A 13,855-nucleotide genomic window follows, 5' to 3' on the forward strand; every position below is an offset into this window, starting at 1 on the left:
CCTTGTCAGGTTCTGAGCAGGCGGGCCACCGCGTCCGAGGCTTCCTTCACCTTGGCTTCGGCGGCGGTCGGGTCACCGGAGGTCTGCGCCTCGGCGACGCAGTGGGCCAGGTGGCCTTCGAGGAGGTTGATGGCGACGGCTTGGAGCCCCTTGGTGGACGCGGAGATCTGGGTCAGGATGTCGATGCAGTACTGGTCGTCGTCGACCATCCGCTGGATGCCGCGGATCTGGCCTTCGATGCGCTTGAGGCGGCGCGTGAGCGCGGCCTTGTCGCCGTGGTACCAGTAGTGCTCGTGCCCGCTCCCGCTGTCGTCGGCCTCAGGGGCGTGCGCGGTGTCGTCGCTAGCCATGTCGCTTCCCTCCAGTCGTCAGTGTATACCCCTGCGGGGTATTGCGGCAACTGCTCGTCAGCCTTGAGCAGCGGCCCGTAGTATTCCGTGCCATTGTGCGAGAAATTCTCCCCCCGGCCTTGTCTGGACGCATATCGGCCTCTAACGTGAACCCGTCGCGTCGGAAACTCGGGGGCACCCCGCACCCGCCGCGCGGCACCGCCGAGTCGGCCCGGATCCCGCCGGGTTCGAGCCGGGGAACCAGCAGTCGGCCGCGTGCAGGGGTCGACGGGGTGAATCGCATGCACGCGTAGGGCGACCCTTCCTTCCGCCCGAACCCGACAGCTAACCCGGTAGGCGGCCAGAGGAAGGAGCGCATCCCTTGGTGCGTACCCGGCGTATCGCCGCCGCCGTCTTGGCCGCGGCACTGGTCCCCGCGACGGCGGCCCTGTTCACGTCCTCGCAGGCGTCCGCGCAGACGAGCGAGGAGATCCAGGCCGAGATCGACGCGCGCCACGCGGACCTGGAGAAGGTCATCGAGGACTACAACGCCAAGCGCGAGGAGCTCGACGACGCCAACGCGCTCATCGCCGAGATCCAGGAGCAGCTCCCGGCGCTGGAGACCGCGGGCCTCGCCGCGCAGGACCGGATGGCCGAGATCGCCTCGACCGCCTACACCGGCGGCGACTTCGCGATGGTCAACTCGGTGCTGGCGGGCGACCCGTCGGACTTCGCCGACCGGCTCATGTACCTGTCGAACCTCTCCGACGCCGAGAACCAGGCGCTCCAGGACTCCCTCGCGCAGATCGAGGAGCTGGAGACCCGCCAAGCGGAGCTGGAGGCGCTCCAGGAGAGCGCCGACGAGATCCTCGGCGAGATCGAGGAGCAGCAGCAGGAGATCGAGGACGAGATCGACTCCCTCGAAGACGAGTACGCCGACGCGTACGCCGAGGAGAACCCCGAGCCCGACTGGGGCGACTACTCGGGCGACTCGGCGGTCGTGGCGTTCGCGTACGACCAGCTCGGCGACGACTACGTCTACGGCGCTTCGGGTCCGGACGAGTGGGACTGCTCGGGCCTGACGCAGGGCGCGTGGGGCGCCGCCGGCGTGAGCCTCTCGCACAACACCGCGATGCAGTGGGACGAGACGGCGCGCATCTCCCGCGACGAGCTCCAGCCGGGCGACCTCATCTTCTACAACGACCTCGGCCACGTGGCGATCTACATCGGGGACGGGCAGATCATCCACGCTCCCAACTCGACCACGGTCGTCAAGATCGCCGACATGGACGTCATGTCGATCGACGGGTACGGCCGCCCCTAGCGGCCGCGTCCGTCACCGGCCGCGAGGCCGGGCGCCGAACTCCCCGGCGGCGGCGCGGGCGCTCCCGATTGCTGACCCTGCTGCTGACCCGCAATAGCCCCACCGCCGCCGGGGACCACCCCATCGTAAAGAAGCCCTTGCGAACCGCTCCGGCGGCCCGCAAGGGCTTCTCACATTCCAGTCGGGGGCGGGGTCAGTCGACCTGGTGCTCCTCGAACGTCCAGTCGTAGCGGGCCCGGCGGCCCGTGCCGCCGCGCTGCCAGCGCTCGGGACCGGTGGGCGGCCGGTAGTCGATGCCCATGGCGTGCAGGCGCTCCAGGTGGTCGGCGAGGCGGTCCTGCACGGGGTTGGCCTCGCGCACGGCCATGCCGGTCCAGCCGACCTCGGCGAGGACGGACAGGCGCGGGAACGCCGAGTACTCGACGTCGCGCGGGGTCGGCAGGTACTCCGACCACAGCTGGCACTGGATGCCGAGGACCCGCTCGCCGTCGACGCCCGCCGGGACGGGGTCCCAGCCGGCGACCTTGTCGACGGTGGTGAGGCCGTGGATGCGCAGGGGCTCGGCCGGGTCGTCGCTCTCGTAGTGGTCGTAGTAGGCGTAGGGCTCGGGGGAGGCGACCACGAGGTGGCCCGCGGCGATGGCCTTCTTGACGTAGGCCTCGTTGCGCCACACGTGGACCACGGCCTCGGCGGGGGCGCCGCCGTCGAGGATCTCGTCCCAGCCGATGACCCGCTTGCCCATGCCGGCGAGGTGGTCGCAGAACGCCTTGGTGAACCAGGCCTGGACGCCGCGCACGTCCTCCATGCCCTCGCGCTCCATGAGCTCGCGGGCGATCGGGGAGGACTCCCACTGGGTCATCGGGACCTCGTCGCCGCCGATGTGGACGAACGGGCCCTCGAAGACCTCGCCGATCGCGGTGTACGCCTCCAGGGCGAAGTCGAGGGCGGCCTGGGTCGGCTCCAGGACCTCTTCGAAGACGCCGAAGGTCGGGGAGACGGGCTTGTCCTGTCCCGCACCGAGTTCGGGGTAGGCGGCGAGGACGGCGCGGGCGTGCCCGGGGAGGTTCACCTCGGGGACGATCATGATGTGGCGCTCGCGCGCGTAGGAGGCGATCTCGCGCAGGTCGGGGACGGAGAAGATGCCGCCGTGGGGGGTCGGCTCGTATCCGGCGGCCTCGTCGCGGGCGTGGCCGATCTTGGTCTCGGCGCGCCAGGAGGCGATCTCGGCGAGCTTGGGGCGGGAGGGCACGTCGAAGCGCCAGCCCTGGTCGTCGGTGAGGTGGAGGTGGACGACGTTCATCCGGTGCAGCCAGGCCCGGTCGATCATCTTGAGCACGAAGTCCTTGGGCTGGAAGTGCCGGACCACGTCGATCATGACGCCTCTCCAGCGCAGGCGCGGCTCGTCGTCGATGGCGACGAGCGGGACGACCGGGTCGGCGGCGGGGGCCTCGCGGAGCGCGTCGGGGGGCAGGAGCTGGCGGAGGGTGGCGATGCCGCGGGCGATGCCGGCGGGGTGGGCCGCTGCGAGGTCGACGCCTGCGGGGGTGACGTCGAGGCGGTAGGCCTCGGCGGCGGTGGTGAGGTCGTCGGGGCGTTCGCCGTCGAGGCGCAGGCGCAGGACGCGGCCTTCGGAGGCGGGGTCGGCGACCGCGAGCCGCAGGCCGGTGCCGCGGTTGAGGAGGTCGGACAGGAGCCAGGCGAGCGGGTGCAGCTCGGGGTCGGCGGCGATGGCGTCGAGCGTGCTCAGGTCGAGGTCGCCGTCGGCGAGGACGAGGTGCTGCGGTTGCGGGATCAGCGAGATGCGGCGCTGCATGGTTCGGGGGCTCCTGTGGTCGAGGTGCAGTTGTCCGGTCCGGTGCCGCCGGGGGTTCGGCGGCGGGAACCGGTTTCCGCGGGGGCGGGCCGGTCGGTACGGCGACGCTCCCACGAATTAGTTCAGTTTATTTATAATATAGGACCGCGCCGCGGTCGGCCAGTGCATCGAGCGGGGAAACCCGCCCGGCACCGGCGACCGCGGCGCGCGGTGGAACGTGCTCGGTGAAACCCCTAGTGCACCTTCGGGAGGTGCTGGGTCGCGTCCAGGTCCTCGGGCGACTCGCGCTGCCGGTTGATCGGCAGCGGCGCCGACTCCGACTCGAACACCCCCGAGGAGGACGACAGCGCCGACAGCGACGGCGAGGTCTTCTCCTCCTCGCCCGACACCAGGCCGAGCTGTCGGCGCAGGTCGGTGAGGTTCGAGCCCGCGGAGTCGCGCTGGCGCTCCAGGGCCGCGACCTCCTCGGCGAGCGGCTGCACGCGCTCGGCCGCGCGCTCGGCGGCGCTGCGCTTGAGCCGGGCCGCCTCCGTCTCGGACTCCGCCTTGATGGACTTGACCTGCTCGGTGGCGCGCTGCACGGCGTCCTTCGCCTGCTGGTCGGCCTCCTCGCGGCGCTCGATCGCCCGGTTCTCGGACGAGCGGGCCCGCTCCTCGGCGAGCGCGAGCCGGTCCTCGGCCTCCGAGACGATCCGCTGCGCGGTGGCGATGGCCTGCTGGTGCCGGTCGGCCTCCTCCTTCTGCGCCCGCTCGCGGCGGTCGGCCTCGGCGAGGGTCAGCTCCTGGGTCTTCTTCTTGCGGAACTCCGCGGCCTCCGCCAACAGCTGGTGCGCGGCACTGCGCTGCTGGTCGGACTCGCGGGCCGCGAGGGCCCGCAGCTCGGTCATCTCGCGCTCGGAGGTCGCGCGCGCCACCGCGATCTCGCGCTCGGCGGCCGATCTAGTCTTCTCGGCCTCCGAACGGGACTGGCTCTGCAAGGTCTGGACTTCGCGGTGGACGTCGGCGAGCGCGAGGTCGTGGCTGCGGCGGGCGTTCTCGCGCAGCTCGGTGGTCTCGTTGACCGCGCGGGCGCGGATCTCGGTGACGTCCTGGTCGGTGGTCGCGGTGATCTCGGCGGCCTCGGAGTGGGCGGCCCGCATCATCGCGTCGGCCTCGCTGCGGGCCTCCTGGATCAGGGACGCGGCCTGGCGCTTCGCGTCGGCCTTCTGGACGCCCGCGTCCTGCTCGGCGGCGCGCAGGATCTTCTCGACGCGGGCGCCGAGCCCCGCGAGGGTCGGCTGCTCGGCCTCGGCGATCTGCGTGGCCCGCTCGGAGACGCGCCGCTCCAGCGCGGTGATGCGCTCCTCCGCGCGGCGCAGCTGCTGCTCGGCGGAGTCCAGTGCCCGCACCGCCTCGTCGCGGTGCTGCTCGTGGGTCTTGATGTTCTGATACAGCCGGGAGGTGAACTCGTCGACCTGGTGGCGGTCGTAGCCGCGCATGGAGACGGCGAATTCGGGCCCGGTTTCCTCGAAGAATTTCGACATGGTCTTCCAGAGTCACAGGAAACGGTTGATGAATCATGATCACGCCTGAAGGGCCCGAAACCGGCGACGAACACGCCCGAGTGCGCGTGTCGCGGCGAAAACGTCCAGGCGACAAGGCGAAGGGCCCCAGCCGAAGCCGAGGCCCTTTCTGCTTCGATCCGCCGTTACGCGGTCTTGTCGGTCTCGTCGTAGAAGTCGCCCATGATCTCTTCGAGGAGATCCTCCATGGCGACCAGGCCGGTGACCTCGCGGCCCGCGCCCGTCACCAGGGCGAGCTGGGCGCGCTGGCGGCGCATGAGGGTCACGGCCCCGGCGACGGTGGTGTCGGCGGCGACCAGCAGCGGGGCCGCCGACAGGTCGGCGACGGACACGTCCGGTGCGGCCTGGACGGCTTCGCGGACGTGGACGAGGCCCACCGGTTTCTCGTCGGCGTCGACGACGACGAGGCGGGAGCGGCCGGTGGCGCGGCTGCGCTCCTCGGCGTCGACGGCCGTCGCGGCGGCCGGGATCGTGACGACCTCGGCCCACGGGATCTGGACCTCGCCGACCCCCTGGCGCTGCACGGCGATGGCGTGGGCGAGCATCTGGTGCTCCTCCTCGCCGAGGACGCCCGCCGCGGCCGAAGACCGCAGCAGGTAGCGCAGCTCCTCGGGGGAGTGCGCCTGCGCCTTCTCGTCGGCGGGCTCCACTCTGAACAGCTTCAGCATCGCGTTGGCGCCGTGGTTGAGGCCCAGGAGGATCGGCTTGGTGACCCACACGTAGCCGGTGAACGGCCAGATGAGCGCCATCGCGGACGCCTCGGGGTGGGTGATCGCCCACGACTTCGGCATCATCTCGCCGACGACCATGTGGAGGAACACCACGATCACGAGCGCGATGGCGAACGCGATCGGATGCGCGGCCGCTTCGAGGCCGATGGCCTGCAACGGGATCTCGATGCTGTGCGCGAGCGCGGGCTCGGCGAGTGCGCCGAGGCCGACGGTGCACGCGGTGATGCCCAGCTGGGCGCCCGCGAGCATGAGCGACAGGTTCCTGGTGCCGCGCAGGGCCGCGCGGGCCGCGGCGGAGCCGTCCTGTTCGAGGCGGTGCTGCCGGGACGCGACGAGCGCGAACTCCGCGGCCACGAAGAACGCGTTGGCCGCCAGGAGGATCAGCGAGACGAGGAGGGCGGGGCCGGTGCTCACTTCGCGTCCTCCCCCGGGAGCGGCCGCAGCTCGATCGCCTGCGGCACATGGCGGGCGGAGGAGACGACGACGAGCTTGACGCTGCGCGGGGCCGGGTCGGCCTGGCCGTCGCCGTCCTCGTCGTAGAACTCGCCCGCGGCGGCGGTCGGGACCTCCACGGTGTCGCCGGGGTGGGCGACGCGGCCGAGCTCGGACATGACGAGCCCGGCGATGGTCTCGTAGTGCTCGCCTTCGGGGAGCTGGATGCCGGTGGCGTCGGCGACCTCGTCGACGCGCCAGCGCCCGGGGATGAGCCAGCCGCCGCCCGCGAGCGAGACCGGGACGGCCTCGAAGCGGTCCTGCTCGTCGCGGATCTCCCCCACGAGCTCCTCGGCGAGGTCTTCGAGGGTGACGATCCCGGCGAAGCCGCCGAACTCGTCGACGACGCACGCGAGCTGGCGGTGGCGCCCGCGCATCTGGTCGAGCAGCTGCGGCAGCGGGAGCGAGGCGGGCACGAGCATCGCGGGGTCGGCGATCTCTGCGACGGTGACGACCTCGCGGGCCTCGCGCGGGACGGCGATGATCTGGCCGATGCCGACGACGCCGATGAGGTCGTCCACGTCGTCGCCGACGACCGGGAAACGGGAGTGGCCGTCGGCGAGCGCGGCGACCGCGTCGGCGACGGTGGCCGCGGCGGGGAGGGTCTGGACGCCGACGCGCGGGGTCATGGCCTGCTCGGCGACGGTGTCGGAGAAGTCGAGGCCGCGGTCGAGGAGGACCGACAGCTCCTCGTCGAGGGCGCCCTCGTCGCGGGAGACGTCGATGATCCGGTGGAGGTCCTCGGGCGTGGCGTTGTGCTCCAGCTCTTCGACCGGCTGGATGCCGAGGAGCTTGAGGAGCTTCGTGGAGGCCGCGTCGAAGAAGCGGATGATCGGCCCGCACACGGTGAGGTACGTACTGGTGGGGACGGCGAGCGCGAGGGCGAGCGCCTCGGTGCGGGCGATCGCGAGGTTCTTGGGGCCGAGCTCGCCGAGGATCATCTGCACGACGTTGGCGATGACGAACGCGACCACGGTGCCGAGGGTGATCGACACGGCCGCGGGGATCCCGGCGGTGCCGAGGAGGTCCGCGAGGCCCTCGCCGAGGTACGGCTCGGCGAAGAAGCCGACGAACAGGGCGGTGACGGTGATGCCGAGCTGCGCGCCGGAGAGGGCGAACGACAGCTGCGAGGAGACCTTGAGGGCCCGGCGGGCCCGGGACGCGCGCTTCGCGTCGGGGCCGGCGGCGAGGTCCTCCAGTTTGGACCGGTCGACGGCGGTGTAGGCGAATTCGAGCGCCACGAAGAAGCCCGTGGCGGCGGTGACGGCCAGGATGATGACCAGTCCGACGGCTATGAGCACTGCTCACGCCCGCTGGGAGGCTCCGATGCGCGGAGCGGGCGGCCGCCGGGCCGCGGACTTCGGGATCGTCGTCTTCTGCGTCGCATGGGCCCGATCTTAACGGTGGCCGGAGGGGAGGCAAGCGCCGATCATTGTTCGCCCCGCCACAGGACGATGTCGGTCGAGCGGCCGAACGGACCTGCGACGGCGCGCAGTTCGGCGAGCTGCGCGCGGGCCCGCTGGAGCTCTTCGAGGACCGCCTGGGCCTCGGCGCGGATCGCGTGGACTTCCCGTTCGAGGTCCATGATCCGCTTGATCCCGGCGAGGTTGACGCCCTCGTCCTGGCTGAGCCGCTGGATCTCCCGCAGGCGCGAGACGTCGCGCGCGGAGTAGCGGCGGCCGCCGCCGGGGGTGCGGGCGGGCTCGACGAGGCCGAGCCGGTCGTACTGGCGGAGGGTCTGCGGGTGCATGCCCGCGAGTTCGGCGGCGGCGGAGATCGCGAGGATCTTCGCGTCGAAGTCGATGTCCTCGTCCGGTCCGCGCCGGCCGTAGGAGATCTCGATGCGCACGCGCGGGTGGTTCGCATCGGACGGTCCGGTGCGGTCGGCGGCGTTCACGGTTCACTCCTCTCTCCGGTGCCCGGGGCGCCGTTCGGCGCCGCGCGTCCATTGCAACGCCGGAGGGCGCACCGGTTGTTCCGGCGGGCCCGCACCGGGGTCCGCCGTCCTTCCGGAGCCGCGGGCGTCACTGGCCCGTCAGCTCTTCCAGTTTCGAGCGGTCGGCCGCGGGGGCGGCCGCCGCGTACTTCTCCAGGGCCTCGCGGGCCTCGGCGGTGAGGGCCGTCGGGACGTCGACGTCGACGGTGACGAGCAGGTCGCCCTTGCCGGGGACGCCGCGGCCCTTGACGCGCAGCACCCGACCGGTCGGGGTCCCCTCGGGGACCTTCAGGGTCACGGGCCCGTCGAGCGTCGGGACCTTCACCTTGGCGCCCAGGGCGGCCTCGGGGAAGGAGACCGGCAGGCGCACGGTGACGTTGTCGCCGTCGCGCGCGAACAGCGGGTGCGAGCGCACGGTGACGCGCACGAGGAGGTCCCCGGCGGGTCCGCCGCGCTCGCCCGGGGCGCCGCGCCCGGCGAGCCGGATGGTCTGGCCGTCGCCGATCCCGGCGGGCACCCGCACGGTGATGACGCGGTCCTTCGTGGTCGCGCCGGTGCCGCCGCAGTCGGGGCACGGGTCGGTGACGACGGTGCCGGTGCCCTCGCACTCGGGGCACGGCTGCGCGAAGCTGAACGCGCCCTGGTTCTCGGTGACCAGGCCGCGCCCGTTGCACCTCGGGCACGTGGTGGGCGACGTGCCGGGCTTGGCGCCCGACCCGTGGCAGGTCTCGCACTCGCCGGGCGCGCGCATCCGCAGCTCCGTGGTGGAGCCCTTCACGGCGTCGGCGAAGTCGAGGGTGACGTTGGTGCGCAGGTCGTTGCCGCGCACGGCGCCCGAGCGGCGCCGCGTGCCCGAGCCGCCGCCGAACAGGCCCCCGAACAGGTCGGAGAACCCGCCCGAGCCGCCTCCGGCGTTCCCGAACAGGTCTTCGAGGTTGATCCCGCCCGGTGCGGCGTGCGCCCCGCCGAATCCTCCTCGGCCGGACTTCATGAGCTGGATCTGGTCGTACTCGCCGCGCGACTTGTCGTCGTGCAGCACCGAGTACGCCTCCGAGATCCCCTTGAACCGCTCCTCGGCGTCGGCCGCCGGGTTGTGGTCGGGGTGCCATTCGCGCGCGAGCTTGCGGTAGGCCTTCTCGATGTCCTTCTTGGAGGCGTCCTGCGGCACGCCGAGCACGGCGTAGAAGTCCTTCTCAAGCCACTCCTGCGATGCCACCGGACGCCTCCTTCGCTTCAATTCTGGGGAAAGGACCTAGTTGTCCTTGCCTGGAACACCTCCACATTCGTGGAGAACCGGCGAGACTCAGTCCTTGCCCTTGTCCGTCTTCGGTCCACCTCCACGTACGTGGAGAGCTCACGCTGACAGGACCGCTGCTACTTCTTCTTTTTCTTGCCCTTGGGTTCGGCGTCCTCGGCCGGGGCCTCCTCGGCCTCGGCTTCGGCTTCGGCTTCGACGGTCTCGGCGCCGTCGGACTCGGCCGTCTCGGCCTCCTCCTCGGCCGCCGCGTCCGCCTCGTCGGCTTCGACGACCTCGGCCTCGACGGCCTCGGGCGCCTCGTCCGGGTCCGCTTCCGCCTCCGGCTCGGCCGGCGCGTCAGGCTCCGGCTCATCGGACGGCTCCGCGACCGCGACCAGGGCCGGGCGCAGCAGCTTGTCGCCGAGGCGGTAGCCCGAGCGCATCACGTCGATGCACGTCGGACCGTCCACGCCGGGCATCTGCATGTGCGCGACCGCTTCGTGGATCTGCGGGTCGAACGGGTCGCCCTTCACCCCGAAGGCCTCCAGGCCCTGCTTGGTGAGCGCGTTGACGAGCTGGTCCGCGACGGAGCCGAAGGGGCCGTTGAGGTCCCCGTGCTCCCGGGCCCGGTCGAGGTCGTCGAGGACCGGCAGGAGGCTCTGGAGCACCCCCGCGGTCGCGAGCTCGCCCGAGCGGGCCTTGTCGCGCTCGACGCGCTTGCGGTAGTTCTGGAACTCCGCGGTGATCCGCTGGAGGTCGCGGGTGCGCTCCTCCAGCGTCGCCTGGAGCACCAGGACCGCGTCGTCGGCGGCCTGGCCGTCGTCGGAGGCGGCGGCGAGGATGTCCTCGACCGTCAGCTCCTCCTCGGCCCCGCCCTCGGCGGCCGCGCCGTCCTCGGGCGGCCGCGCGTCGTCGGCATCGTGCTTGTCGTCCGCCACTACTTCTGGTCCTTGTCGTCGTCGACGATCTCGGCGTCCACGACGTCGTCGGCGCCGCCCGCGTCGCCGGCGCCCTGCTGCGGGGCGCCCGCCTGGTCGGCCTGGGCCGCCGCGTACATCGCCTGCCCGGCCTCCTGCGAGACCTTCGACAGCTCCTCGGTGCCGCGCTTGATCGCCTCGATGTCGGTGCCGCCCAGGGCCGCCTTCAGCGACGAGGTGGCGTCGTTGATCTTGCCCTTGAGGTCCTCGGGGATCTTGTCGCCGGACTCGGCCAGGAGCTTCTCGGTCTGGTAGACCAGCGACTCGCCCATGTTGCGGGCCTCGGCCTCCTCCTTGCGCTGGCGGTCCTCCTCGGCGTGCTCCTGGGCCTCGGCCATCATCCGCTGGATGTCGTCCTGGGCCAGGCTGGAGCCGCCGGAGATCGTCATCGACTGGGCCTTGCCCGTGGCGGAGTCCTTCGCGGACACGTTCACGATGCCGTTGGCGTCGATGTCGAAGGTGACCTCGATCTGCGGGACCCCGCGCGGGGCCGGCGGCAGGCCGGTCAGCTCGAACGTGCCGAGCTTCTTGTTGTACGCCGCGATCTCGCGCTCGCCCTGGAAGACCTGGATGAGCACCGACGGCTGGTTGTCGTCGGCGGTCGTGAAGACCTCCGAGCGCTTCGTCGGGATCGTGGTGTTGCGCTCGATGAGCTTGGTGAAGATGCCGCCCTTGGTCTCGATGCCCAGCGACAGCGGGGTGACGTCGAGGAGCAGCACGTCCTTGACCTCGCCCTTGAGGACGCCGGCCTGGAGGGTCGCGCCGATCGCGACGACCTCGTCGGGGTTGACGCCCTTGTGCGCGTCGCGGCCGATGAGGCGCTTGACGAGCTCGGAGACGGCGGGCATGCGGGTCGAGCCGCCCACGAGGATGACGTGGTCGATCTCGGAGACGTTGATCCCGGCGTCCTTCACGGCCTGCTCGAACGGCTTCTTGCAGCGGTCGAGGAGGTCGGAGGTCATCTGCTCGAACTCGGCGCGCGAGAGCGACACGTCGAGGTGCAGCGGCCCGTCGGGGCCCGCGGTGATGTACGGCAGGTTGATCGAGGTCTGCGTCGCCGACGACAGCTCGATCTTGGCCTTCTCGGCGGCCTCCTTGAGGCGCTGCATGGCCATCTTGTCCTTGGACAGGTCCACGCCGTACTGGCCGTTGAAGGTCTTCACCAGGTGCTGGATGACCCGGTCGTCCCAGTCGTCGCCGCCGAGGTGGTTGTCGCCGGAGGTGGCCTTCACCTGGATGACGCCGTCGGCGATCTCCAGCAGCGAGACGTCGAAGGTGCCGCCGCCGAGGTCGAAGACGAGGATGGTCTGCTCCTCCTCGCCCTTGTCGAGGCCGTAGGCCAGGGCCGCGGAGGTCGGCTCGTTGATGATGCGCAGCACGTTGAGGCCGGCGATCTCGCCCGCCTCCTTCGTGGCGGTGCGCTGGGCGTCGGAGAAGTACGCCGGGACGGTGACGACCGCGTCGGTGACGTTCTCGCCCAGGTACGCCTCGGCGTCGCGCTTGAGCTTCATGAGGATGCGCGCGCTGATCTCCTGGGACGTGTACGACTTGCCGTCGATGTCGACGGTCCAGTCGGTGCCCATGTGGCGCTTGACGGAGCGGATGGTGCGGTCAGGGTTGGTGACCGCCTGGCGCTTGGCCACCTCACCGACGAGCACTTCGCCGTTCTTGGCGAACGCCACGATCGACGGCGTGGTCCTCGCCCCCTCGGCGTTCGTGATGACCGTGGCCTCCCCGCCTTCGAGGACGCTGACCACGGAGTTCGTCGTGCCGAGGTCGATGCCGACCGCACGTGCCATGTTGATCTCCTGATGTAGTCGAACAGATGATGCCTCTGTCTCAAGCGGCCGGGCGGGAACCCCGAACCAAGTTGAGCCGGATAGACTCAATGTTCATCCGGTCGGTATCGACTGTCAAGCCGGTCACAGGAAATGTGATCAAATGCACTAAAGTTGAGTCTGGTCGACTCAACTTCGCATCGGGTGGGGCTAGCGGGCCGCGGCGGGCGCGCCTCCGGCGGCCTCGCAGCACTCGGTGAGCAGGTCGTCCGCGATCTTCCAGGTGTCGCAGGGCCACGCCTGTTTACATGAGGCGCAGTCGATGCCGAGGAGCTGCTCGGGCAGGTGGTCGCGCCACATGAGCGCGGCGAGGTTCCAGCCGGTGATCTCGGTGATCCCCGCGGGCGCCTCCACGGGCGGCGGCTCCTCCAGGGAGAACAGCTTCGAGGGCTCCTCGCGGCGGGCGCGGCGCGAGCGCGCCGGGATGGGGACGACCATCGAGCCCTGGGCGGGGGCCGCGGGTTCGGCGGTGTGGCGCGAGCGGCGAGGCGGTGCGGTGCGGTCCTGGCGCGGGAGTCCGCGGCCGTGCTCGGGGGCCTCCGGTTCGGGCGCCCCCTGCCTCGCTGAATGCTGCATACTCACGCTATCTCCTCATTCGCCTTCGCTTCCGTGCCTGCGTACTCCTCTATCCGGATTAACGGTCGAGCAGCCCGAGAGGACACGGGTATGAGCCCTCGGCACTCTAGTCCGCGCCCGTCCGCCGAATGCGGAGCAGAACTCGCAATCGCTCGCACATCACATGGAACGGGAATTCCACTCGCATTGCCGGAGGCATGTCTTGCGGCGGGAGGGTAGCCTGGACCGGTCGCGTCGAAACCGCGACACACATGGGGCGGACCGCGATTCCTGCGCATTGGATATGCTTGCGGGACAAGGGATTCGCGATGGCATTCCCGAGACTCGGCCAGCGTTCTCCAAGGGGCGTAACGCAAACCGCATTCAGCGTAGGCATATGCCCGTTGAGCTGGTATTTCAGCCTTGTAACCGAGTCGAACGCGGGATTAACTTTGGGTTACCACGCCCGTTATGTCTTAAAACGACCCTTTCACGTATGGCATCATAGGAAGATGCAGTCTCCTTCAGAAGAAGTACAATGGACGGTTGACGGTGGATTGATCTCACCTTACTTCGAGTACAAGACCACCCTCGTCCGCAGCGCCGGGGACGAGCCCCAGCGCGACCACGTCTACCTCTACGGGCTCGAGCTCAAAAGCGACGGCGAGATCGCGCTGCGCCTGCGCCCCGAGCACCGCCACCAGCACGCCGAGGCGTCGCTCGCCATCCGCGTCGACGAGTCCAACTGGGTCCGCACCGGCGCGGAGTACCTCGGCGGGCAGCACCTCATCAGCACCGTCACCACGCGCGGGCGCACCGACTGGTCGCTGTTCCCCGTCGACACCGAGTCCGACGAGATCTGGCTGCGGCTCATCCGCTCCGGCGACACGGTGACCGTGGCGCACGCCGACGACGGCGTCGACTACACCACGATCGCCTCGACCTACCTGCCCGGCGGCGTCCCGGCCATGGCCGGGATCGCCAGCACCCGCCCGGTCGCCGAGACCTTCTGGGACGCCGGAATGGACCTCGACATCGACGTCGACTGAATCCCTTGACGC

12 protein-coding genes and 1 riboswitch are annotated in these 13,855 nt (G+C 70.8%); of the genes, 2 read left to right on the forward strand and 10 right to left on the reverse strand.

Annotated elements, in window-relative coordinates:
* Positions 1 to 5: 5 nt before the first annotated feature.
* The gene (locus B0I28_RS28285) at positions 6 to 350 is read right to left on the reverse strand and encodes a metal-sensitive transcriptional regulator (protein ID WP_106364293.1); all 345 of its coding nucleotides are present in this window, start codon (positions 348 to 350) and stop codon (positions 6 to 8) included.
* Between the two features lie 209 nt (positions 351 to 559).
* A riboswitch (cyclic di-AMP (ydaO/yuaA leader) is annotated at positions 560 to 705 on the forward strand.
* Positions 706 to 714: 9 nt separating this feature from the next.
* On the opposite strand from B0I28_RS28285, the gene B0I28_RS13245 reads away from it, so the two are divergent.
* The gene (locus B0I28_RS13245; RefSeq protein WP_146148088.1) at positions 715 to 1,653 is read left to right on the forward strand and encodes a C40 family peptidase; all 939 of its coding nucleotides are present in this window, start codon (positions 715 to 717) and stop codon (positions 1,651 to 1,653) included.
* Positions 1,654 to 1,846: 193 nt separating this feature from the next.
* Here B0I28_RS13245 and B0I28_RS13250 read toward each other — a convergent pair whose 3' ends face one another.
* From B0I28_RS13250 to B0I28_RS13290, 9 genes are all read right to left on the reverse strand, one after another.
* On the reverse strand, positions 1,847 to 3,466 hold the full coding sequence (locus tag B0I28_RS13250) for a beta-N-acetylhexosaminidase (protein WP_106364295.1): 1,620 nt from the start codon (positions 3,464 to 3,466) through the stop codon (positions 1,847 to 1,849).
* 233 nt (positions 3,467 to 3,699) lie between these two features.
* Entirely contained in the window at positions 3,700 to 4,989 is a 1,290-nt protein-coding gene (locus tag B0I28_RS13255; RefSeq protein WP_106364296.1) for a coiled-coil domain-containing protein, read from the reverse strand.
* Between the two features lie 164 nt (positions 4,990 to 5,153).
* A complete protein-coding gene (locus B0I28_RS13260) occupies positions 5,154 to 6,173 on the reverse strand; it encodes a hemolysin family protein (protein ID WP_106364297.1) in 1,020 nt (339 codons plus the stop codon).
* The gene (locus tag B0I28_RS13265; protein WP_106364298.1) at positions 6,170 to 7,552 is read right to left on the reverse strand and encodes a hemolysin family protein; all 1,383 of its coding nucleotides are present in this window, start codon (positions 7,550 to 7,552) and stop codon (positions 6,170 to 6,172) included. Before B0I28_RS13265 ends, B0I28_RS13260 begins: the two co-directional genes overlap by 4 nt.
* A gap of 128 nt (positions 7,553 to 7,680) precedes the next feature.
* Positions 7,681 to 8,001: a heat shock protein transcriptional repressor HspR gene (locus tag B0I28_RS13270; protein WP_219926748.1), complete on the reverse strand. Its 321-nt coding sequence runs from the start codon at positions 7,999 to 8,001 to the stop codon at positions 7,681 to 7,683.
* Positions 8,002 to 8,275: 274 nt separating this feature from the next.
* A complete protein-coding gene (gene dnaJ, locus B0I28_RS13275; protein ID WP_106364299.1) occupies positions 8,276 to 9,403 on the reverse strand; it encodes a molecular chaperone DnaJ in 1,128 nt (375 codons plus the stop codon).
* 158 nt (positions 9,404 to 9,561) lie between these two features.
* The gene (locus tag B0I28_RS28620; RefSeq protein ID WP_106364300.1) at positions 9,562 to 10,362 is read right to left on the reverse strand and encodes a nucleotide exchange factor GrpE; all 801 of its coding nucleotides are present in this window, start codon (positions 10,360 to 10,362) and stop codon (positions 9,562 to 9,564) included.
* Positions 10,362 to 12,200 (reverse strand): molecular chaperone DnaK, encoded by a 1,839-nt coding sequence (gene dnaK / locus B0I28_RS13285; protein WP_106364301.1) that lies wholly within the window; start codon positions 12,198 to 12,200, stop codon positions 10,362 to 10,364. The genes B0I28_RS28620 and dnaK overlap by 1 nt, the downstream gene beginning before the upstream one ends.
* A gap of 189 nt (positions 12,201 to 12,389) precedes the next feature.
* Complete coding sequence (locus tag B0I28_RS13290) at positions 12,390 to 12,815, reverse strand: hypothetical protein (RefSeq protein ID WP_106364302.1); 426 nt, start codon at positions 12,813 to 12,815, stop codon at positions 12,390 to 12,392.
* A gap of 536 nt (positions 12,816 to 13,351) precedes the next feature.
* On the opposite strand from B0I28_RS13290, the gene B0I28_RS27270 reads away from it, so the two are divergent.
* The gene (locus B0I28_RS27270) at positions 13,352 to 13,843 is read left to right on the forward strand and encodes a DUF1349 domain-containing protein (protein ID WP_181245775.1); all 492 of its coding nucleotides are present in this window, start codon (positions 13,352 to 13,354) and stop codon (positions 13,841 to 13,843) included.
* The last annotated feature ends 12 nt before the right edge of the window (positions 13,844 to 13,855 follow it).

Origin of the sequence: Glycomyces artemisiae, from assembly GCF_003002955.1 — a bacterium.
GTDB lineage: Bacteria > Actinomycetota > Actinomycetes > Mycobacteriales > Micromonosporaceae > Glycomyces > Glycomyces artemisiae.

Bases quoted from the DNA above. Each gene is read 5' to 3' on its own strand.
- B0I28_RS13250 (WP_106364295.1), bottom strand. From the start codon at position 3,466: ATGCAGCGCCGCATCTCGCTGATCCCGCAACCGCAGCACCTCGTCCTC.
- B0I28_RS28285 (WP_106364293.1), bottom strand. From the start codon at position 350: ATGGCTAGCGACGACACCGCGCACGCCCCTGAGGCCGACGACAGCGGG.
- B0I28_RS13290 (WP_106364302.1), bottom strand. From the start codon at position 12,815: ATGCAGCATTCAGCGAGGCAGGGGGCGCCCGAACCGGAGGCCCCCGAG.
- dnaK (WP_106364301.1), bottom strand. From the start codon at position 12,200: ATGGCACGTGCGGTCGGCATCGACCTCGGCACGACGAACTCCGTGGTC.
- B0I28_RS13270 (WP_219926748.1), bottom strand. From the start codon at position 8,001: ATGCACCCGCAGACCCTCCGCCAGTACGACCGGCTCGGCCTCGTCGAG.
- B0I28_RS13255 (WP_106364296.1), bottom strand. From the start codon at position 4,989: ATGTCGAAATTCTTCGAGGAAACCGGGCCCGAATTCGCCGTCTCCATG.